This window comes from Streptococcus cristatus (genome assembly GCF_003943515.1).
Classification (GTDB): domain Bacteria; phylum Bacillota; class Bacilli; order Lactobacillales; family Streptococcaceae; genus Streptococcus; species Streptococcus cristatus_D.
The window spans coordinates 99,211-119,769 of sequence record NZ_RJPT01000002.1; the positions used below are offsets into that span (position 1 = coordinate 99,211).

The window sequence follows — 20,559 nt, forward strand, 5'->3', positions numbered from 1 at the left end:
CCGATTCCTTGTTTTCGTAGACTATAGGTCGACCTTTGTCCTTATAAGATAAGTAAATGTCATAATAAAACACCCCAAAAAGTTAGATTTTTGTATCTAACTTTTTGGGGGCATTTATAAACTTTTTAAATATACCTAAATAGAAGTCTCCAGATAAAGAAAAGCAAACTGCAGAAACATTGTCAAAGATAATTTCTTTTCTCTTACAATCATTTAATAGTTGATGGAATTTGGAACAAACGGTTTTTATGACACTTTCTTTGAGGAGCTTGTTAAAAAGTAGCTAGTATAAGGCAAGAACAGAGCAGTCATCAAAATGAAGCCCATAAACTTCATTTTTTCATCTATCTGTCTCCCCTTCGGCATTCCTCTCCTCCTTCTCCACAACAAACTCTCTGACCAAGCGGTAGATAACTGCGAAGATAGGCGTGAAGAAAATCATGCCAACCAAGCCAAAGAGATTACCCCCAATCAGGGCTGCGGCTAAGGTAAAGAGAGTTGGGAGACCGACGGACTGGCCGACCACGCGCGGATAGATGATATTGCCCTCAATCAGCTGCACCAGCTGAAAGACTGCGATAGAAAGAAGGGCTTTCCAAGGGCTGTCGGTAAAGATAAAGATAGCGCCCAGAGCACAAGCCGAGAAAGGCCCAATGTAGGGGATGAAAGAGAGCACTCCGGCCAAAACCCCTGTCAAGGCCGCATAAGGAAGACCTGTCAGAGAGTAGGCGATAAAGACCAAAACACCGACAATGACAGCCTCAATCATCTGCCCCATCAGAAACTTATCATAGGTCTCAACAAGGACAGAACCGACATAGGATAGACGTTTCACGGCCTTCTCAGGAAGCAGAACCTGCAAGAGACGACTAGTGATCGTCTGCAAATGCTCCTTGCTGCTCAAGAAGGCAAACATGAGAAAAATAGACATGATGACCGAGAAGAAATTGCCAAAAATGGCAGAGATATTGCCTGTCAGACTGCCCAGAAGAGAGATGGCTCGGTTGACAATGTCGCTGTTTTGCAGTTGCTTGGTCAAATCTTGCAGCTGGCTAGAGGAAAGCAAGCCAGACTGCTGCAGCCACTTGGCTAGCTGAGGCGCTACCTTTCCGATGGTCGCGCTCAACTGATTGACCGCTGTGGTCAGGGTCGGCACGACAATAGAGACAATCCCCGTCATAATGAGAGCTAAAATCAGCACCTCCAAAACCAAGGCCAAACCGCGCTGCAAGTTCTGAGGGACACGGCATTTATCTAGAAGGTCTTCCAGCTTCTTCATCGGGACATTAAAGATAAAGGCTAGGACTCCACCCAAGATAATGGGTGAAAATACCGACGTCAGGCTTTGCAGGCCCGACCAGATGTTCCCGATATAGAGAACCAGAGCCAGAGCAAGCGCCGCAAAGACGATGAGTTTATAGGATTCATTGATTTTTTTCATAAGACTTCCTTTATAGTTTTGTCATTTCCTTATTTTATCATAATTTTCAAGGCCTTTCGAGCAGGAGGAAATATGGGTCAGTCAACTTTGCCATCACTCTTAAATTTTTAAAAATCTTGAAGATAGAGAACCCCAGCTCCTATGGATAGAAGGCCTGCAAATATAGCTAGAAAAGGAATAAATCCCATGACAGAGGCGCAGAATAGAAGCTCATGACTCGTCTTATTGACTCTTGGGTCGTTGCTATAGTGATACATTCCGACGATAGAAAGTCCCAAAAGCAGCCAGCTGGTCAATATAACCATATCGCCCCAGCCAGGGTTTTCTATTAGTTTAGGAACTAAATGGATAATTTCCCAGTGCCATCTATTAGAAGAAGCGTAAATGATCAGTAGGCCTCCTAAAATGCCAACAATTCCATTTATCCATAGCAATTTGTTTGATTTCATAAGCATATCATTCTTTCTTTTTTAAATTAGTATACCGACACACTTACTAATCTGTCAACTATTATAAAATAAACATTGTCTCATCCGATAAATTCGTTTTCATTCAAATTATCTTATGATACAATAAACTCATGCACAAGAAAACGATTATTGATTTTAAAGAACTGGGTAGGCGCTTGATTTTCAGCCACCCCATCAAAGAGCTCAAAACGCGCGAGTTGGCCGAAGTCAGAGCGATTCTGCAAGAAGTCGAGGACTGGCAGAAAAAGGGATTTTATGCAGTCGGCTATGTCAGCTACGAAGCGGCTCCTGCTTTTGAGGAAAAACTCCAGGTCCACAAAGCCCCTCTACTGGGCGAGTACCTGATTTACTTTACCATTCATGATAGAGCTGATGAAGCCCCTTTCCCATTGGCTTATGACGAGGTCGAAATGCCAGCGCAATGGCAGAGCCTGACGGCTGAGCAAGAGTATGAAAAGGCCATCGGGACCATTCACCATCATATCCGTCAGGGCGATACTTATCAGGTCAACTACACCCTGCAGCTAGGCGCAGAGCTTAATCCGCAAGACAGCTGGGCTATCTACAACCGTCTGGTCGTTGAGCAAAATGCCGCCTACAATGCCTATGTAGAGCATGACGAACAGGCAATCTTGTCCATCAGTCCTGAGCTCTTTTTCGAGGAGCACCGAGGTGAGCTGACAACTCGGCCGATGAAAGGGACTACCAATCGCGGCCTAACAGTCGCTGCGGACTTGGAACAGGCGGACTGGCTGCGTCAGGATCCTAAAAATCGAGCGGAAAATATGATGATCGTTGATCTGCTACGCAACGACATGAACCGCATTTCAGAGATTGGCAGCGAGCGAGTCGAGCAGCTGTGTCAGGTCGAGCAGTACTCTACAGTCTGGCAAATGACCTCCACCATCAAGAGCCAGCTGCGACCTGAGATTGGCCTAGAAGAAATTTTTGATGCGCTCTTTCCGTGTGGCTCTATCACAGGCGCTCCAAAGATTTCGACCATGGCTATCATCAAGGCGACAGAAAAAGCCGCCCGAGGTGTCTACTGCGGTACGGTTGGTATCTGTTTGCCAGACCAGAGACGGATTTTCAACGTGGCCATCCGCACCATTCAGCTTGAGGATGGCAAGGCTATCTATGGTGTCGGTGGCGGCATCACTTGGGATAGTACATGGGAATCCGAGTATATCGAAACTCAGCAAAAATCAGCTGTTCTTTATCGGAAAAATCCCCAATTTGACCTAGTTACGACAGGAAAGATTGAGCAAGGCAGCCTGACCTTCCAAGACCAACATCTGAAGCGTCTACGAGAATCTGCCCGTTACTTTGCTTATCCATTTGATGAGGAAAAACTGAAGGCAGAATTGAACCAAAGTCTAGCAAAACTGGATCCAAGCACAGACTACCGCCTGCGGATCTCCATCGCCAAATCTAGAAAAGTGACCTGCCAGCTAGAAAAGCTGCAAGCACTCCCAGAAGCTTTCTGCAAGGCTATTCTCGTTCCACAAAATGCCAACTTACAGCAGCCTTTCACCTACTTTAAAACCAGCTATCGGCCACACCTAAGCCTAGGCCAGCAAGAGCAAATCTACTACAATGCCCAAGGCCAGCTACTGGAAAGCTCCATCGGTAACCTAGTTCTCCAGCTGGATGGTCACCTCTACACGCCACCAGTCGAGCTAGGTCTCTTAAACGGTATCTACCGCCAGCATCTCTTGGCAACAGGTCAGGTCACAGAAAAAATTCTCAGCCTAGACGACTTAAAATCAGCAGAAAAAATCTACGCCTGCAACGCGCTACGAGGCCTTTATGAATTAGAAATAGATGATTGAGGCTGGGACAAAAGTCCTAGCCTCTCAATTGTCTTTGGATTGTCGAGCAAGACGCAGTGGTTGAGTGGGCTCTACTAGGCTGGTTTCATCAGCTTTTACAGCCCTACTCAACTGTGCGGAGGTGGGACGACGAAATCGAATTCTAACCAATTACCGATTTCTGTCCCACTCTCTTTTCTATAGGTTGCAGTCCACTGAGACAAGAAGTATGCCTGCTATTTCAAGATTTTAGAAATATTTTAGAAATGCTTGATGAATACTTAATAAGTGTCCGATATACTAGGTAGTGAGGAAAGGATTTCCAAAGATAATTCAAAAAGGAGAAGTAAAACCATGGAAAATATTTTAGTTTTACAAGGGGTCAGCAAAAAGTTCGGCCAGCAGCAAGCTCTGAGCGATGTCAATCTGACCATCAAAAAAGGAGATATCTACGGTCTCATCGGTAAAAACGGGGCTGGTAAAACCACTCTGATCAAAATCATGACCCAGCTGATGCATGCCAGCAACGGAACCGTGTCTCTCTTTGGTTCCAGCAACCAGGCCGAATGGACACAAGCCCTCAAGCGGGTCGGCTCGGTCATTGAAACGCCCGTTGCCCACAACCACTTGACCGCCTACGAAAATCTCAGCTACTACTGCAAACTCCGTCAGATTCCTAATGCCGATAAGGCCATCCAAGAAACGCTCAACTATGTAGACCTGACGGACACTGGCAAAAAGAAATTTCGTGACTTCTCCCTCGGGATGAAGCAACGTTTAGGCATCGCTATCGCCCTCCTATCCAAGCCAGATCTGATGATTTTAGACGAGCCTATCAACGGACTAGATCCTGTCGGCATCAAGGAATTCCGCCAGCTTGTCCAAAAGCTCAATGAAGAGCTGGGCATGACCTTTGTTATTTCCAGTCATATCCTATCCGAGCTCTATCTAGTCGCTACGCGCTTTGGCATCATTGACCAAGGACGCATGATTAAGGAAATTTCCAAGTCTGAATTTGAAGAGCAAAGCGAAGATTATATCGTCTTGAAAACGGATCATTTGGAGGAAGCCAGCCAACTGCTCCAAGATCAATTAGGCTACCGCATCAAGGTGGTCAATGCACAAAATGAAATCCATGTCTTTACCCATTCGCACAACATCAACAATATCGTAAAAGAGCTAGCCACAGCTGACTTAGTCATTCAAGAAATCTACTATGCACGGCAAAATCTCGAAAATTTCTTTACAGATTTACTTGATCAAAACAAGGGAGGTCTATCATGATTCAAACCGTTCGCGCTGACTTTTACCGTCTCTTCCACTCCAAGGGCTTTTGGATTACCGAGTTCGTTTTACTAGCCAATATCCTGCTCAGCGTCCTCTATAAGGTTACCAGCAGATTTGGAACATCCATCTCAACGGATGGACAAAACATCACTCAGCAAGTACCAGTAAAAATGACGGGTATCAAGGCTCTTGCCCATTTCTCTGGAAATTCTGACAGTATTATATTTTTCACTCTCATTGTCGTCTGCCTCTTATTAGGTGTGGACTTGTCCCGTAAGCTTTATAAAAACAGCCTCGCTCACGGTATTTCACGGACAGAGTTCTTCCTATCTAAAACTTTGGTCTCCTTTGTTGTCGCCATCTTCCAATTCATCCTCTTGCTAGGTCTATCCTTCATCATCGCTAGCTCTATCAATGGAATTGGGACAGCTCCGACAGGCTTCTTTGGCCAATTTTTACTAACCATTCTCGTCCAACTCATTGTGACCATCGCTTGGATTGGTATCGTGTCCTTCGTACTCTATCTTAGTCATTCTATTGCTGCGGTCTTTATTACCTATTTTGTCGGAAGCGCCCTGCTCATCTTTCCAGTCTTGCTCTATCCTCATATAGAATGGTTCCGCTATTTAACCTTACAATTTGGAATAGAGATGGCTGCAGATCCTGCTGTAGTTATGAAAGCTAGTTTGGTAGCGATTGCCATAGCAGTCTTCTTCCTAGGCAGCAGCCTCCTCATTTTCAAGAAAAAAGATCTCTAAAACCAAAGAATCAGCTAATCTTCTGACTAGCTGATTCTTTTTTATAAGGCCACAATCAATTCAAACCAATCGTCCTCTGCTTGAATGGTCAAGTCACCACCTAAGATTTCGACCAGCTGCTGGGTGATATAAAGGCCCAACCCAGACGATTCCTCACTACTGGAGAGATTTTCAGAATAAAAACGATTGGTTAGTTTATCCAGATGCAAAATAGGCTTCTGAACCTTATTTTTGACCTGAAAAATAACCTTTTGTCCTTCATTTTTCAGACTGATGCTGGCTGTTTCTCGACCATGTTTGAGGACATTGCTGAGCATATTCTGGACGATTCGATCAAAGATATCACTGTCCGTTTCCAGAAACAGATTTTCAGACAAATCCACCTCTAAATCTATCCCTGCTCGCTGAAAGGCATCATAGTAGGCAAAGAGTTGCTGGGTGACCAGCTGGGATAGATCTACCCGCTGCAACTTTGGTCGAATGGCTCCTTCCATCAAGCGACGGTATTCCATCAGAGCCTCCAAGCGTCTGGATACCATACTTAGATTATCCGCAATCTTTTGCAACTGCTGGTCCATCTGCTCCTTATCAGCGTCTTTGAGTAGCTGTTGCGTATAGCCACTAGCAATGGTCAGTGGCGTTCGGATATCGTGGGCAATATTGCTGATGGCCATGTCCAAGGTTTTCTTTTCCTGCTGGGTCACAAAGGACATCTTATCAATTTCCTGAAAAAGCTGCTCCACCTCGTCAGTCAGAGCCACTAGACTAGGAGCTTGATCTCTCAAGGTCAAGCGAACCTGACTTCCTGTACGACGTTTGTCACGGATCTGGCTGGTCAGACTACGAATCGTCAGATGATAGCGAACGAGAAATACTAGTAAGAACAGGATTATCAATACACATGGAATCCACCACATAGCTAATCCTCCTTGAGCCGCACGCCCAGACCCCAAATGGTCTCGATATAGTCTGTCGAACTATCCAACTGGGCTAATTTCTTACGGAGATTGCTGAGATGGGCATTGAGCGTATTATCGCCTGGCAGATAGGTCTCCTCCCAGACCGACTCATACAGCTCCTCCTTGGTAAAAATCTTTTTAGGATGAGCCAGTAAGGTCTGGAAGATCTGAAATTCCTTTTTCCCTAGCCGCATGGACTGGTTCCCAGAAGCAATTTCAAAGGTATCTGGCAAAAGACGGATGTTTTTGATCAAGGTCTCCCCAGTAGGCTTGGGCTGAGACTGCTGACTGCCTCGCAGTTGGACAGTGACACGCGCTGCCACTTCGTCTAGATTAAAAGGCTTGACAATATAATCATTGGCACCGTCCAGCAGATACTGGCTCACGAGACTCTTTTCGCCCAGAGCTGTCAGCATGACCACTGGCACCTGACTGGTCTTGCGAATTTCCCTCAGCACTTCATCGCCATTTTTGCCCGGCAGCATAATATCCAGCAGAACCAGATGAATCTCTTCTTCCGCAAAAATCCGCAGCCCCTCGGTCCCAGAATAAGCTGAAAACACGACATGCTCCTGCGTAAAGAGATTTTTCAAAATCTCATGAATATCATTGTTGTCTTCAATTAGTAAAAGATTGGCCATTATCATTCTCCAATAGCTTGATAAAACTAGTGTAGCAAGGATGAGCCAACAAGTCAATCAAATATAAACGATGCAAAAGAAAGAGAATGGGACAGAAATCGGTAATTCGTTAGAATTCGATTTCGTCGTCCCACCTCCGCACAGTTGAGTAGGGCTGTAAAAGCTGATGAAATCAGCGTAATAGAGCCCACTCAACCACTGCGTCTTGTTCGACAATCCAAAGACAATTGAGAGGCTAGGACTTTTGTCCCAGCCTCCTTGATGTTATTTGACAGATGCTCCGTTAGTTGCGATGACTTCCTTGTACCAGTCAAAGGATTTCTTCTTGGAGCGCTTGAGTGTTCCCCTGCCTTCATTGTCCCGGTCCACATAGATAAATCCATAGCGCTTCTTCATCTCGCCAGTGCCGGCTGATACCAGGTCAATACAGCCCCAAGTCGTGTAACCCCACAGCACCACGCCGTCTTCATTGATGGCTTCCCGCATGGCCTTGACATGGGTCGCCAGGTAGTCAATCCTGTAATCATCAGCCACATAGCCATTTTCATCCGGACTATCCACTGCACCCAGACCATTCTCTACGATAAACATAGGCTTTTGATAACGATCCCAGATGGTATGAAGCGTAATACGCAAGCCCAGAGGGTCGATCTGCCAGCCCCACTCAGAAGCTTCCAAATAAGGGTTCTTGAGAGAAGCAAAGATATTGCCCTCGGTCAACTCATTGACCTTAGGGTCGCCCGAAGCCACCCGGCTAGAGTAGTATGAGAAGGAAATGAAGTCCACCGTATGCTCCTTAAGCAGCTGCAGGTCTTCTTCTGTCATTTCGACAGTGATGCCCTCGCGCTCCCAAGCTTTCTTAGCATAGTTAGGATATTCACCACGCGCCTGCACGTCGATGAAGAAATAGTTTTTCCTATCTTCCTCCATACCAGCCCATACATCGCGTGGATGACAGGTGTTAGGATAATTTTGACCCGCCGCCAGCATACAGCCGACCTTATTTTCCGGATCAATCTCATGAGCCAGCTTGGTGGCAATGGCTGACGCGACCAGCTCATGATGGGCTGCTTGATACTTGACCTGCTCTTCATTTTCGCCTTCTTCAAAGCAGAGCCCCGCCCCCATAAAGGGTGCATGGAGGATCATGTTAATTTCATTGAAGGTCAGCCAGTACTTGACCAAGCCCTTGTAGCGGGTAAAGAGAGTGCGGCAGAGACGCTCGTAAAATTCCAGCATCTTACGGCTCCGCCACCCACCATATTGCTCAATCAAGTGCATGGGACAGTCAAAGTGAGTAATAGTCACCAAGGGCTCAATGCCGTACTTGTGGCATTCCTTAAAGAGATCTTCGTAAAATTTCAGGCCAGCTTCATTGGGCTCCAGCTCATCCCCCTTAGGGAAAATGCGGCTCCAAGCAATGGACAGCCGATAGGTCTTAAAACCCATCTCACCAAAGAGGGCAATGTCCTCCTTGAAGCGATGGTACATGTCAATAGCTTCCTTAGCTGGGTAGAAATAGCCTTCCTCAAAGTTAAACATCTTTTTCTTACCCGTGATGATGGCCAGACGGTCCTCACCAATCGGCACCACATCTACATTGGCCAGCCCGCGACCGTCCGCATCATAAGCGCCTTCGCACTGGTTGGCAGCTGTCGCTCCGCCCCACAAAAATCCATCCGGAAAAGTCAGTTTTTCAGTCATATCTCTACTCACTTTCTTATTTTACTACTTCATTTACTTATATTATACTCCAATATCCAGACCTTTACTTGTGAAATACTGCTAAATAATGATACTATTCTACTATTTTGTTTTATTCGACAAATTTTCAGGGTTCGGTTTTTTAAAGAAATCGGCTTCTCAAATGAAAGCAATGGTCTCTCTAAAAACAAAAAAGAAGACTGAAAACCAGTCTTCTCTTATTCCTCTTAAATCAAAGCCGTGATGGCCGTCACTAGTCCAAAAATGATTCCCGGTGCATTAGCAGCGGCAAGCGGAATATCTCTTTCTTTTTTGAACAAGCCGTAGTAGACCCAAAGGCTACAATTAATTGCTGCAACGAGCGGCTGGATAAAATTCCCTTTTTGGCCCGCTAGGTTGTTCATGATTTGTGGAAAATAGGACACATACATCATTACGGACATAAAGGTTGCAACCCATCCCAAAATTTTCATTTGTTTTTCAGACATTTTTAATACCTCTTTCATTTTTCGGTTATATTTTATAACGATAGTCCAAAACAATCAAGCCCTTTTATCCCTTTGTTATGAAGATGTAAACTATCACAATCTTGTGATAAGTAAGAGGACAAAGAAAAAGACCGGACTGCTCCGATCTTTTTAAGTTCCACAAAGGAATTATTTAATTGCGCGTGATTGCAACCCTTCTTCTTCCAAGAAGAGACGGAATGGTACGAGTTCTTCTGCTTCGTATTTTTCCTTGAAGGCTTTGATTGCTTCTTCTGAGTGAAGTTTTGGATCCAATTCAAGTACTTCTACTGGAAGTGGACGGTGTTGAGTAATGTGAGCATCGATGACAACAGTTTTACCTTCTTTGTTCAATTTAACAGCTTCTGCAACAACTGCATCGATGTCTTCGATACGGTCAACTGTAAATCCAACAGCACCTTGCGCTTCAGCGATTTTCGCATAGTCAGCATTAGGGAAGTCACAACCAAACAAGTGTTTGTTTGTGTCTTCGTATTTGTCCTTGATGAAGGCATATTTACCATTTGAGAAGACAACGTTGATAACTGGAAGGTCGTATTGAACGTTTGTGATAACGTCTGGGTAGCACATGTTGAATGCACCGTCACCCATGATGTTCCATACTTGGCGATCTGGATTGTCTTTCTTAGCAGCGATACCACCAGGAAGGGCAATACCCATTGTCGCAAAGAGTGGAGATGTACGCCACATGTTCTTAGGTGTCATGTGAAGGTGACGAGTAGATGTTTGAGTAGTGTCACCTACGTCGATTGAATAGATAGCGTCTTGATCAGCATGTTTGTTGATTGCATTGTAAACTTGATACAATTGCAATTCACCCTCAGTTTTACCTTCGAGTTTGTTCATGTAATCACGCCAGTTTTGGTTGTTCTTCACGTTTGCACGCCACCATGGAGTAGACTCAACTGGGTTTACTTTATCAAGGATTGCTTTAGCTGCTTGACCTGCATCACCAAGGATAGAAGCGTCAAGGGCATGGCGTTTACCAAGTTTGTAAGGGTCGATATCTACTTGGATGAATTTTTCAGTGTTCTTGAAGGCTTCGTAAACTTCAGCAAATGGGAAGTTTGAGCCAAGGAACAGAACAGTGTCTGCTTCAAAGACCACTTCGTTGGCTGGTTTCCAACCAACACGGTAAGCTGAACCTGTCAAACCTTCGTAGTTCCATTCGAAAGCTTCAAAGTTTTTACCCGTTGTGATGATTGGAGCTTTGATTTTACGTGACAATTCAGTGATCACTTCACCAGCTTTAACACCACCGTAACCAGCGTAGATAACTGGACGCTCAGCATTGTTCAAGATTTCAACCGCTTTGTCGATTTCAACTTCGTTCAAAGCAGGAGCGATAAATGAACGTTCGTATGAACCTGAACCGTAGTATGAATTTTCGTCGATTTCTTGGAAACCGAAGTTCACTGGAATTTCAACAACGGCTGGACCTTTTTTAGAAACTGCAGCACGGCAAGCTTCGTCAATAACTTTTGGCAATTGCTCAGCATAAGCTACACGTTTGTTGTATACAGCGATACCGTTGTACATTGGGTTTTGGTTAAGCTCTTGGAAGGCATCCATGTTGAGTTCGTTGACTGGACGTGATCCAAGGATAGCAAGGAATGGAGTGTTGTCCATAGCTGCATCGTAAACACCGTTAATCAAGTGAGTCGCACCTGGACCACCTGAACCAACTGCAACCCCGATTGAGCCGCCGAATTTAGCTTGCATCACCGCAGCAAGAGCACCTGTTTCTTCGTGGCGAACTTGCAAGAAGCGGATATCTTTGTCTTCAGCCAAAGCATCCATGAGTGAGCTGAGTGTTCCTGATGGGATACCGTAGATAGTATCTACGCCCCATGTCTTCAATACGTTGAGCATTGCTGCAGATGCAGTAATTTTCCCTTGAGTCATTCTAACTCTCCTTTAAATCTATATTGATCCTTTAAAAATGTAGCATAGCGCTTCTACTCCATCTTTGCGATCAGGTTTCGTTTTGAAAATGAGTTTTTTCTGACATTTCTCATGAAAACGATTTACAAAACGATTACAGTATTAATTTATCACAAAGAGATTCACATGTATAAGAATCTGCTCAGAGATACTCAATCCCTATTACATAACAGATGCTCTTTTTTGAGAAAATTTCACAAATTATAGTAGAATAGGATATTTTATTATAATTTGCATGCACCTCTAAGACTTGTAGCTGTAGGAAATTAAACAAAAAGCGATACAAAATTCTGTATCACTTTTTATTTCATTTAATCAATTTTCTCAACATTGAGAAGCAGCGAGCTAGTCAAAACAGACAAAGAACTAAGGGCCATAGCAAGACCTGCTAGTTCTGGATTGAGGGTCAATCCCAGTCCTACAAAGACTCCAGCAGCAATTGGAATCCCAAGGATATTGTAGATAGAGGCCCAGAAGAGATTGAGTAAGATCCTGCGGAAGGTCTTTTGACTCATGTCAAAGGCGCGCACAACGCCAAGTAAATCATTTTGCGTGAGCACGATGCCACCGGACTCGATCGCAATATCCGTTCCAGATCCCATAGCGATCCCCACATCCGCGATCGAGAGAGCTGGAGCATCATTGATCCCATCTCCAACAAAGGCGACCTTGCTAGCTTCTTGCAGTTTTTGGATGGCGCTAGCTTTTTCTTGAGGAAGGACATCAGCAATGACGGTGTCAATTCCCACTTGCTTAGCAATAGCTTGGGCCACCCGTTCATTATCCCCCGTTAACATGACCGTTTTCAAGCCCCGTTCTTTGAGCTTTTTGACCGCTTCTTTTGAGCTGGTCTTCGGAGCATCTTGAATGGCAATCAAGCCAATCACTTGCCCATCCACAGACAAACTGATCACTGTTTTGGCCTGCTCTTGCAACTCTACCATCCGTTTTTCAAGCTCCGGATCCATCGCTGTCCCGTCATGAAGTTTGCCATTTCCCAAGGTCACCAACTGCTGGTCGATCTGACCTTGGACCCCTTTTCCTTCAATCGCTTGGAAGTTTTCCACAGGGGATAACACCAAACCTTTTTCTTCTGCTTGGGATAACACCGCTTGGGCTAGTGGATGTTCTGAAAAAGTTTCAAGACTAGCAGCCAGTGTCAAGACACGCGCTTCATCTCCTACAACATCGGTTACAAGTGGTTGGCCAATGGTAATAGTCCCTGTCTTATCAAACACAACGGTTTGAATCTTTTGCACTTCTTGAAGAACTGTTCCATTTTTAATCAGAACCCCCATCTTGGCACTACGGCCGGTTCCGACCATCAGGGCTGTTGGGGTTGCTAAACCAAGGGCACAAGGACAGGCAATAATGAGGACAGAGACTGCATAGAGCATGGCCTCTTGAAGCGACGCGCCCAGAAGCACGGACCAAACCCAGAAGGTCGCAATGGCCAAAATCGTCACCACTGGAACAAAGATACCTGAAATCTTATCCGTCAAATCTTGAATAGGAGCACGACTGGATTGGGCCATTTTGACAAAGTCCACAATTTGAGATAAGAGGGTCTCACTACCGACTTTTTCAGCCTTAAAGAGAATGGTCCCATTGCTGTTGATAGTGGAGCCGATAACTGCATCACCAACTGATTTTTCCACAGGCAAGCTTTCACCTGTCACCATCGACTCATCAATGGTCGTACTTCCTTCTACAATCGTCCCATCAACCGCGATCTTTTCCCCAGGACGGACCCGAATCAAGTCATCAATTTGGATATCTTCTGCCGCCACCTCGACATAGTTCCCATCACGGAGAACTTGAGCCGTTTTTGCCTGCAAATCCAACAACTTTTCCACAGCCTCGGAGGCATTGTTACGCATCCGTTCCTCAAAGACTTGTCCTAAGAGGACAAAGAAGAGGATAAAGCCCGCACTTTCAAAGTATACCGGTTGACCAGTAAAGAGTGCAAATACACTATAGACATAGGCTACCAGGGTTCCAAGAGCTACCAAGGTATCCATATTGGAATGGTGCTTCTTAAATGAGGCCCAGGCACTCTTGATAAAAGGAACTCCTGCTACCAACATGATCGGCGTTGTCGCTAGAAAAGTCCCCCAGCGACTGACTGGATGGGATACAAATCCTGCCATCATCCCGATCATCAAGATCAATAAGGGAAGAGTAAAGATACTAGTAATCCAAAAGCGACCCAGTAAACTTAAGACACGACGGCGTTTTTCCACAACCGTGTAAGAACCCTTTTGCATCTTCATTCCACATGAAAACTCGAAGTCCCCTGTTTCTGTCGGGGTAAAGGATATCACCTTATCCACACCGACTTCCAAAGGCTCTAAAATCCCCTGATCTTCAAACAGAATTTCCTTGTAACAGCCGGAAGGATTGACCCGATGGAAGGTGATTTCAGCAGGGATCCCTTTTTGAAGTTGAAATTCCTTTGGACTATAGCCTTTTTCTGCTGTAATACGGATCTTTTGCACTCCGTTTTCCACAACTGCTTTTTGTTTTTCTACCATACCTACTCCTTTATTCCACAATCATGTGACCATGCATCATGTTCATTCCACATGAATACCCATATTCGCCCGCTTTTTCTGGCGTAATTTCAATGACATGTTTTTCACCTAAAGGCAAATCTTCATGAACGCCAAAATCTGGAAAGATCACTTGAGCCAGACATGAAGATGGATCCTTGCGATGAAAGATGATCCGGGCTGGAACATTCTTTTTCAGGACAATGGTTTCAGGCGAATAGCCCCCCATGACTTCGACTTCAATTTCTTGATAACCTGATTTCTGACGAGCGTGGCCGCTTACCTTTTCATGCTCTGCAAAGAACCACCAAGCAATAAAAGCAACCACAAGTAAACAAACAATACTAATCAACAATCCAAACATGGAATTTCCTTCTTTCTATTACATACAATTGCAAGGGACTGTTTCGACAGCCTCTGCTTTCTTTTCTTCCAGGACCTGCTGCAGCTGATTAAGATCTGCAAGCGTAAAGTCACTCGCCTGAATCAAGTTTTCAAGCACCTGGACAATCCTTTTGGAGCAAACCTTGTCTTTCACATCCTCAACGACCAAGTCTAAACTCTGGTCCTGCTTTAACAAAGCCGAGTAAACAAAGGCTTTGCCTGATTTTTCTCTAGTCAAACATCCTTTCTCCACCAAGCGGGTCAAGAGAGTCTTGATCGTCGACTTCGACCAGTCAAAGCGCTCGGACAAGACTGCGATCAAATCCGTGCTGGTCTGCTTGCCTTCCATCCAGATAATCTTCATGATGCGCCATTCCGCATTGGAAATTTGCATGACCTCTCCTTTCTAAATCTACATTTGTAAACCTTATGATGTTATTCTACTCCTAAGATTTACATTTGTCAACCAAAAGTTTAAAAAAAACAAATCTTCCTTTGAAGATTTGTCTGGTTGGGCTTTTTTCACTCCCTATTTTTATCTCTATAACGTTTCCTGCAGAGCTTGGGCTAGGATGCGATACCCGGCCACACTTAGATGGAGGCCATCTGTCGTATAGGCTTCTGCTAACTGCCCCACTTCATCCAATAAAGACGAATACACATCGACATAGCTGACCTGGTAGTAGGCTTGGGCCAATTCTTGGTAGGCACGATTGAGGGCTTGGATTTTCTCGTTCGTTCGGATATAAACCGTTCCTTTATACTGCTCCTGCTCATTCACAGGCAGGACGGACAGCAACTGGATCTGAGCCAGAGGATAGTCGCGGGAAATCTCCTGAACAACCGCTTCCAGATTGGCCAGCGTCTCAGCCTGAGGCATCTCCTTGCCAATGTCGTTGGTTCCAATCGAGAGAAAGACCTTGTCCAGAGCCTGCCCAAAGAGATGGGCATCCAAGTTTTCTAAAAGCAAATCAGTCTTGTAGCCACGAATGCCACGATTGACCAAGGTTTTAGGGCTTTGCATTAGCTCATGCAGTGGGAAATATTCCACAATCGAATCACCGATAAAAATAATCGCTGGCTCTTTGACCGCAAGCTGATTCAGGTCCCGATAATTTTTCTGGATCTTTGCCTGCTCATTCAAAAGCCACTGTTCTAATAGTTGAACTGCCATTTAGACTCCTTTTTCTAAGTATTGCTCAATCACCTGCAAAACACCAGCCTCTGCATTGGCTGGTGCCAAGCGACTGGCAATGCGCTTAATCTTCTCATCCCCATTTTCCATAGCATAGGAGAAATCCGCTAATTCTAGCATTTCTAAGTCATTCTCGCTGTCACCAAAAGCCATGATTTCCTTGCTTTTGATTTGCCACCGATCCATGAGCTGACGAAGCCCCCAAGCCTTGTGAAGACCTTCTTGGATAATGTCAATCGCGCCATAACCGCTGGTCACAGCACTCAATCGTCCAGCAAATGCTGTATTGATCTGCTGCGTAATCTCTGCTGCTTGCGCTTCATCGACCATAACGCTCATCTTCAGGACTTCTTCAAACGGATGCTCTTGCAGATTAGGCACGAAATTCATTCGTTTGTAGAAATGAACCGCCATTTCTTCTGTCATAATCTTGCTAATCATCGGAAAATCCGTACCGTCCTGAACAAAACCACCTTTAGTAGAAGTGACCACCAGATGCACCTCTCGTTCTTGACCCTGAAAATAAGCCAGCGTGTCCGCAATCAAATTAGGATGCCAGAAAGTGCCCAGCAACATTTCATTCTTTTCAAAGATTCGAGCGCCGTTGGCGACGATCAGGGTCATACGCTCTGTCAAATCGCCCAACAATAAGCGCATTCGTTGGATTTCATTGCCCGTCGCAATGACAAACTTAATGTTCCGCTCCTCCAGCTGGTCTAAAACTGCTGTCAGGCGTGGCAAATCCAGCTCTCCTCTCGGGTCCAAAAGAGTACCGTCCATATCCGTAGCGATCATTTTAATTGGCATCTTTCCACCTCATTTCTATAATCTCAGATATTTATTTTTCACTTTATTCCATAAATATTTGAAATAATCTTTCCCTTTTAACTTTTCGACTAATGATTTTTCAAAATCTTTTACTTGGGCATCAACTTGACTTTTAACGCTTTTCCCCGCAAGCGCATAGCAACTCTTAGCCGTATGGTAACCAGCCAAGCCGCGACTATTCTGAGGGGCTTTGAAGGCTTGCCCGCCATTTCGGATCGCCAGCCTGCGAAACTGGGGATCCCACTTGGCTGGACTTTTGACATCGTAGTAATAATGGGAATGATGATTGAACAGGGAGGGCTGCTCCCCATAATTAAAACTAGCTCCGTTGACCAGCCCATTTTGACTGCTCTTTTCTGGATCTAGGATATTGAGAAACTTCCCTTCCCTATCCAGAATAAACTCGGTATGGAAACGATGGAGAATCTTGATATTGGCCTGATAGGGCTGATGGTCTGGGTAGAGCACCTTGCCCTTATCGACAAAGGCTTTATTGTGCAGCCGCGAAGATTCCCAGAGCTGGCAGTCTAGGTCAGGATGCGCCTGAAAATAGGCTACAAGAGCCTGGCCGTCTATCATCCCCGGCTTACGAAAATGCTGTCTGACCCACTGGGCCTGCTGACTGGAAATGACGTAGCGAAACTGGTGCAACTGACCTTTTAACCTTTGATTGCCACTGTCTGCAATAAAGTCTGCTGGAGAAAAAGCCTGCCGAATCGTTTGAGAAAACTGGTGCCAAAAGGGAGCGTGTGGCGATAAGTTCGGATGCATGCGCGAGAGCAGTTTGGTGATTTCTGCTGCTTCCCCACTCAGTTCGTCAGGCATGTCCATATACAACATAGCTAGCTCTAACAATTGCTCAGCTTGCTGGGGCTGGACTGCTCGACATTCAAAAGACCATAGCTTCTGAAAGAGCGGACTGCCAAATATAAGGGCCTCCTCAAAAAGACCTTGGCGAGCTGATTCATGCGGCAATGACGCCATTTCTGCTAGAAAAACTTTGTCAAGAGCAGCTTGAGACCAGCCGAGCGCTTGTAATTTTAGGCGGTATTGCTCGATTTCTACTTCCATCACCATCCACATCCATCATATGAAATTTCTTCAGCACCGTTTAGGATTCCGCTAGCAGGTTCATGCAGCCTTGAAACCTCTCCTATTTATCTCTAAATATGCCAAAATTTTAGCTAAAAGTCAACGTACAAAGGAACTTTCGGCCTCGAATTGTATTCTTTCAGCATTTTTTGCTATACTAGTCTTAGGAAAACAACGAGGACAAAAGATGACGCCAAATAAAGAAGACTATTTAAAATGTATTTACGAGATTGGCACGCGCCAGGAGAAAATCACCAATAAGGAAATCGCCCAGCACATGCAGGTTTCCCCGCCAGCTGTGACGGAGATGATGAAGAAAATGCTGGCTGAAGAATTCCTAATCAAGGACAAAAAGGCAGGCTATCTGCTAACTGACCTAGGCCTGCAACTGGTCTCTGACCTCTACCGCAAGCACCGATTAATTGAGGTGTTCTTGGTCCAAAAGCTGGGCTACACCACGGACGAAATCCATCAGGAAGCCGAAATTCTAGAACATACCGTTTCTGAGCGCTTTGTCGCAGGCTTGGAAAAAATGCTGGATTTCCCTGAGACCTGCCCTCACGGTGGCACAATCCCAGCCAAACACCAGCTGCTAAAAGAAAAATACCATCAAACTTTGGCCTCCGCTCAGGAGCCTGGTAGCTACCTCATCCGCCGTGTCCACGACGACTTTGAGCTTTTGGCTTATTTGGAAAAGCACAATCTGAACATAGACCAAGAAATCAATTTCCTCCAGTATGACGACTACAGCCAGCTCTATCAACTAGAAGTGGACGGCCAAGCAATCCAAGTTAGCCCTATGATTGCCCAACAGATTTATGTAGAAAAACTATAAACAGGATCCAGTTCAGACTTTTTAGTCTAAACTGGTTTTTTATTGACAAAAATAAAACGTCGAACTATAATAAGTATACTTACAAAATATCCAGAGGAAAAGCTAATGGAAAAATCTCAGTTTAACTCCATCTATAGGGATGAATACAAAAAATCAACCGGTCTGCTCTTTATCCGTGCCTACCACAAGTGGCATGGGCTGATAAAAAACGAACTGAAAACGATCGATTTGACCCATCCTCAGTTTGTCGTTCTGACCACTCTTGCAGCGCTTCTGCGTCAGCAAGAATGGGTTAGTCAGACCGATATTGCCCGATTTTCTGACATGGATGTCATGACCGTATCCCAAATCATCCGCCTCTTGGTTAAGAAAGAATTGATCAGGCGGGAAGTCCATCCCAAGGACAGCCGCGCCAACATCATACTTCTAACAGATATGGGGCTGCAAAAAGTCAACCGAGCTCTTCCTCTAGTAGAAAGCATTGATCAGGCATTCTTTGGAAAATTAGGAAATAAAACAGAAATATTAAACCAACTCTTAATAGCACTGGAGGCAGAAAATGACTAGATTTTGGATTGGTGTCGTGTCAAAAGAACACGTCCTAAGAGGTGTAGAGGGAGGCTTTTGCCAAGTCTGCCATGGAAAGAAAGCACCGCTGAACCGAATGAAAAAAGGGGACTATCTTCTGTACTACAGCCCCAAGTATCAGCTGAACGGCCAGGAAAAGCTGCAGGCCTTTACAGCAGTTGGCAAGATTCTAGATGACACAGCTTATCAAGTAGAGATGTTTGAAGGCTTTGTCCCATTTCGGCGAGATGTCAGCTACTACCAGCCGGTCAAAGACTGCCCCATTGAACAAGTCCGCCAGCATCCTCAATGGCGTCAATACGCTTCTCAACTACGTTATGGACATTTTGAAGTTTCGAAAGAATTTTTTCTCTATATCTTTGAACAGATGAAGGAAGAATAGGAGGCTGGGACATCCCGACCTCCTATTTTTCGTATCCGATGTCATATGCTCTATAATTGTTTTAGCAGGAATTATGGAGTTTTTAGGAAAAATCCTATCTACCTGCACTAAGAAGTATAAACTAAATCAATAGAAAGATGTATAGAAAACAACCAAGTCACATCACAAACCTCCTAGAAAGACCAAGGCTTTTCTGATCAAAATAATACTCTAGACACTTCCACTTCATCAAGTTTTTTTAAAAGAAAGAAAAGATCCCATTTACCCCCTTGCAAACCTTTTCACTTTTTGCTAGAATGATGTCAAAAAAAATAAGAAGGACAAGATTATGCCACAAAATCTCTTTAAAGAATTAGCCCAGCTGGAGCAAGTGGAATCTCTGGCTCTCGGAGGCTCACGGGCCGGCCAACATTTTGACCAAGACTCAGACTATGATGTCTATGTTTACCTGAGTGCTCCTCTCGAGCCAGCCATCCGCCAGGAAATCCTCAGCAAGTACTGCTCCTATATGGAAATTGGCAATCAATTTTGGGAACTGGAAGACGACTGTGTTCTCAATAATGGGATCGAGATTGAGCTGATTTACCGCTCGTTGGACGACTTTGACCAAGACCTGCAGACCGTCGTTTTAGAGCACCAAGCCCAGAATTCTTACACTACCTGTATGTGGTACAATCTGGTTCACAGCAAGATTCTCTACGATCGAAACGGTCGCTACGCTACCCTCCAGAGCAAGTACAGCCTGCCCTATCCAGCTGAGCTGAAAAAGAATATCATCAGCAAGCAGCTCCTGCTCCTCGACCAAGCGATGCCAGCTTTTTCAAGACAGATCAAAAAGGCCCTCAAGCGCCAAGACCTGCTCAGTATCAATCACCGCAGCAGCGAGTTTTTCGCCTCCTACTTTGATGCCCTCTTTGCCCTCAATGAGCAGCTCCATCCAGGCGAAAAGCGCATGCTCCAGTATGCCAAAGAAAATTGCTCCCGCCTGCCTCGGGATTTTGAAGCCAATATCCAAGACTACTTCCAACATCTCTACCAGCCAGACCAGCAACAGAAAGCGGTCCTAGCCTTGGATAGCCTCCTAGACAATCTTAAGCACTTGATTGAAGCATCTATTTAGAATTTCAACAGATAAAAAGCCCATGAACCTGCTGAAAAGCT

20 protein-coding genes are annotated in these 20,559 nt (G+C 44.9%); 7 read left to right on the forward strand and 13 right to left on the reverse strand.

Features of this window, described 5'->3' with window-relative positions; translation table 11 throughout:
• Positions 1-340: 340 nt before the first annotated feature.
• The gene (locus D8791_RS04000; protein WP_125446360.1) at positions 341-1,441 is read right to left on the reverse strand and encodes an AI-2E family transporter; all 1,101 of its coding nucleotides are present in this window, start codon (positions 1,439-1,441) and stop codon (positions 341-343) included.
• A 107-nt stretch (positions 1,442-1,548) separates the two neighbouring features.
• Entirely contained in the window at positions 1,549-1,890 is a 342-nt protein-coding gene (locus D8791_RS04005; RefSeq protein WP_185760552.1) for an insulin activator factor, read from the reverse strand.
• A gap of 131 nt (positions 1,891-2,021) precedes the next feature.
• Here D8791_RS04005 and pabB point away from each other — a divergent pair, with 131 nt between their 5' ends.
• From pabB to D8791_RS04025, 3 genes are all read left to right on the forward strand, one after another.
• Positions 2,022-3,743, forward strand: a complete 1,722-nt coding sequence (pabB, locus tag D8791_RS04010; RefSeq protein WP_125446362.1) for an aminodeoxychorismate synthase component I — start codon at positions 2,022-2,024, stop codon at positions 3,741-3,743.
• A gap of 333 nt (positions 3,744-4,076) precedes the next feature.
• Positions 4,077-5,006: an ATP-binding cassette domain-containing protein gene (locus D8791_RS04020; RefSeq protein ID WP_125446363.1), complete on the forward strand. Its 930-nt coding sequence runs from the start codon at positions 4,077-4,079 to the stop codon at positions 5,004-5,006.
• Positions 5,003-5,767 (forward strand): ABC-2 transporter permease family protein, encoded by a 765-nt coding sequence (locus D8791_RS04025; RefSeq protein WP_125446364.1) that lies wholly within the window; start codon positions 5,003-5,005, stop codon positions 5,765-5,767. The genes D8791_RS04020 and D8791_RS04025 overlap by 4 nt, the downstream gene beginning before the upstream one ends.
• 41 nt (positions 5,768-5,808) lie before the next feature.
• Here D8791_RS04025 and D8791_RS04030 read toward each other — a convergent pair whose 3' ends face one another.
• The 11 genes from D8791_RS04030 to D8791_RS04085 form a co-directional block, all read right to left on the reverse strand.
• Positions 5,809-6,684 carry a sensor histidine kinase gene (locus D8791_RS04030; protein WP_125446365.1) on the reverse strand — a complete coding sequence of 292 codons (876 nt, stop codon included), beginning with the start codon at positions 6,682-6,684 and terminating at the stop codon, positions 5,809-5,811.
• A gap of 2 nt (positions 6,685-6,686) precedes the next feature.
• Positions 6,687-7,367, reverse strand: a complete 681-nt coding sequence (locus tag D8791_RS04035) for a response regulator transcription factor (RefSeq protein ID WP_125446366.1) — start codon at positions 7,365-7,367, stop codon at positions 6,687-6,689.
• Positions 7,368-7,631: 264 nt separating this feature from the next.
• Positions 7,632-9,071: a 6-phospho-beta-glucosidase gene (locus D8791_RS04045; protein ID WP_125446367.1), complete on the reverse strand. Its 1,440-nt coding sequence runs from the start codon at positions 9,069-9,071 to the stop codon at positions 7,632-7,634.
• A 227-nt stretch (positions 9,072-9,298) separates the two neighbouring features.
• Positions 9,299-9,559, reverse strand: coding sequence for a SemiSWEET family transporter (locus D8791_RS04050; protein ID WP_001291471.1), 261 nt, complete (start codon positions 9,557-9,559; stop codon positions 9,299-9,301).
• Between the two features lie 168 nt (positions 9,560-9,727).
• Positions 9,728-11,503 (reverse strand): pyruvate oxidase, encoded by a 1,776-nt coding sequence (spxB, locus tag D8791_RS04055; protein ID WP_000191806.1) that lies wholly within the window; start codon positions 11,501-11,503, stop codon positions 9,728-9,730.
• Between the two features lie 350 nt (positions 11,504-11,853).
• The gene (locus D8791_RS04060; RefSeq protein ID WP_125446368.1) at positions 11,854-14,076 is read right to left on the reverse strand and encodes a heavy metal translocating P-type ATPase; all 2,223 of its coding nucleotides are present in this window, start codon (positions 14,074-14,076) and stop codon (positions 11,854-11,856) included.
• Positions 14,077-14,086: 10 nt separating this feature from the next.
• Positions 14,087-14,458, reverse strand: coding sequence for a cupredoxin domain-containing protein (locus D8791_RS04065; RefSeq protein ID WP_045498039.1), 372 nt, complete (start codon positions 14,456-14,458; stop codon positions 14,087-14,089).
• A gap of 18 nt (positions 14,459-14,476) precedes the next feature.
• Positions 14,477-14,872, reverse strand: a complete 396-nt coding sequence (locus D8791_RS04070) for a CopY/TcrY family copper transport repressor (protein ID WP_045498041.1) — start codon at positions 14,870-14,872, stop codon at positions 14,477-14,479.
• A gap of 147 nt (positions 14,873-15,019) precedes the next feature.
• Positions 15,020-15,652: an SGNH/GDSL hydrolase family protein gene (locus D8791_RS04075; RefSeq protein ID WP_125446369.1), complete on the reverse strand. Its 633-nt coding sequence runs from the start codon at positions 15,650-15,652 to the stop codon at positions 15,020-15,022.
• On the reverse strand, positions 15,653-16,480 hold the full coding sequence (locus D8791_RS04080; RefSeq protein WP_125446370.1) for a Cof-type HAD-IIB family hydrolase: 828 nt from the start codon (positions 16,478-16,480) through the stop codon (positions 15,653-15,655). It abuts the gene before it with no gap.
• Positions 16,481-16,495: 15 nt separating this feature from the next.
• The gene (locus D8791_RS04085) at positions 16,496-17,578 is read right to left on the reverse strand and encodes a DUF3114 domain-containing protein (RefSeq protein ID WP_260473504.1); all 1,083 of its coding nucleotides are present in this window, start codon (positions 17,576-17,578) and stop codon (positions 16,496-16,498) included.
• A gap of 202 nt (positions 17,579-17,780) precedes the next feature.
• On the opposite strand from D8791_RS04085, the gene D8791_RS04090 reads away from it, so the two are divergent.
• The 4 genes from D8791_RS04090 to D8791_RS04105 all read left to right on the forward strand — a co-directional run bounded on the left by D8791_RS04090 (position 17,781) and on the right by D8791_RS04105 (position 20,518).
• On the forward strand, positions 17,781-18,428 hold the full coding sequence (locus tag D8791_RS04090) for a metal-dependent transcriptional regulator (protein ID WP_185760554.1): 648 nt from the start codon (positions 17,781-17,783) through the stop codon (positions 18,426-18,428).
• A 105-nt stretch (positions 18,429-18,533) separates the two neighbouring features.
• Positions 18,534-18,995 (forward strand): MarR family winged helix-turn-helix transcriptional regulator, encoded by a 462-nt coding sequence (locus tag D8791_RS04095; RefSeq protein WP_125446373.1) that lies wholly within the window; start codon positions 18,534-18,536, stop codon positions 18,993-18,995.
• Positions 18,988-19,398, forward strand: coding sequence for an EVE domain-containing protein (locus tag D8791_RS04100; protein ID WP_125446374.1), 411 nt, complete (start codon positions 18,988-18,990; stop codon positions 19,396-19,398). The genes D8791_RS04095 and D8791_RS04100 overlap by 8 nt, the downstream gene beginning before the upstream one ends.
• A gap of 328 nt (positions 19,399-19,726) precedes the next feature.
• Positions 19,727-20,518 carry a nucleotidyltransferase domain-containing protein gene (locus tag D8791_RS04105; protein ID WP_125446375.1) on the forward strand — a complete coding sequence of 264 codons (792 nt, stop codon included), beginning with the start codon at positions 19,727-19,729 and terminating at the stop codon, positions 20,516-20,518.
• The last annotated feature ends 41 nt before the right edge of the window (positions 20,519-20,559 follow it).

What these genes read in the sequence shown, in the direction of transcription:
- D8791_RS04000 (WP_125446360.1), bottom strand. Translation starts at nt 1,441, where the DNA reads ATGAAAAAAATCAATGAATCCTATAAACTCATCGTCTTTGCGGCGCTT.
- D8791_RS04005 (WP_185760552.1), bottom strand. Translation starts at nt 1,890, where the DNA reads ATGAAATCAAACAAATTGCTATGGATAAATGGAATTGTTGGCATTTTA.
- pabB (WP_125446362.1), top strand. Translation starts at nt 2,022, where the DNA reads ATGCACAAGAAAACGATTATTGATTTTAAAGAACTGGGTAGGCGCTTG.
- D8791_RS04020 (WP_125446363.1), top strand. Translation starts at nt 4,077, where the DNA reads ATGGAAAATATTTTAGTTTTACAAGGGGTCAGCAAAAAGTTCGGCCAG.
- D8791_RS04025 (WP_125446364.1), top strand. Translation starts at nt 5,003, where the DNA reads ATGATTCAAACCGTTCGCGCTGACTTTTACCGTCTCTTCCACTCCAAG.
- D8791_RS04030 (WP_125446365.1), bottom strand. Translation starts at nt 6,684, where the DNA reads ATGTGGTGGATTCCATGTGTATTGATAATCCTGTTCTTACTAGTATTT.
- D8791_RS04035 (WP_125446366.1), bottom strand. Translation starts at nt 7,367, where the DNA reads ATGGCCAATCTTTTACTAATTGAAGACAACAATGATATTCATGAGATT.
- D8791_RS04045 (WP_125446367.1), bottom strand. Translation starts at nt 9,071, where the DNA reads ATGACTGAAAAACTGACTTTTCCGGATGGATTTTTGTGGGGCGGAGCG.
- D8791_RS04050 (WP_001291471.1), bottom strand. Translation starts at nt 9,559, where the DNA reads ATGTCTGAAAAACAAATGAAAATTTTGGGATGGGTTGCAACCTTTATG.
- spxB (WP_000191806.1), bottom strand. Translation starts at nt 11,503, where the DNA reads ATGACTCAAGGGAAAATTACTGCATCTGCAGCAATGCTCAACGTATTG.
- D8791_RS04060 (WP_125446368.1), bottom strand. Translation starts at nt 14,076, where the DNA reads ATGGTAGAAAAACAAAAAGCAGTTGTGGAAAACGGAGTGCAAAAGATC.
- D8791_RS04065 (WP_045498039.1), bottom strand. Translation starts at nt 14,458, where the DNA reads ATGTTTGGATTGTTGATTAGTATTGTTTGTTTACTTGTGGTTGCTTTT.
- D8791_RS04070 (WP_045498041.1), bottom strand. Translation starts at nt 14,872, where the DNA reads ATGCAAATTTCCAATGCGGAATGGCGCATCATGAAGATTATCTGGATG.
- D8791_RS04075 (WP_125446369.1), bottom strand. Translation starts at nt 15,652, where the DNA reads ATGGCAGTTCAACTATTAGAACAGTGGCTTTTGAATGAGCAGGCAAAG.
- D8791_RS04080 (WP_125446370.1), bottom strand. Translation starts at nt 16,480, where the DNA reads ATGCCAATTAAAATGATCGCTACGGATATGGACGGTACTCTTTTGGAC.
- D8791_RS04085 (WP_260473504.1), bottom strand. Translation starts at nt 17,578, where the DNA reads ATGGTGATGGAAGTAGAAATCGAGCAATACCGCCTAAAATTACAAGCG.
- D8791_RS04090 (WP_185760554.1), top strand. Translation starts at nt 17,781, where the DNA reads ATGACGCCAAATAAAGAAGACTATTTAAAATGTATTTACGAGATTGGC.
- D8791_RS04095 (WP_125446373.1), top strand. Translation starts at nt 18,534, where the DNA reads ATGGAAAAATCTCAGTTTAACTCCATCTATAGGGATGAATACAAAAAA.
- D8791_RS04100 (WP_125446374.1), top strand. Translation starts at nt 18,988, where the DNA reads ATGACTAGATTTTGGATTGGTGTCGTGTCAAAAGAACACGTCCTAAGA.
- D8791_RS04105 (WP_125446375.1), top strand. Translation starts at nt 19,727, where the DNA reads ATGCCACAAAATCTCTTTAAAGAATTAGCCCAGCTGGAGCAAGTGGAA.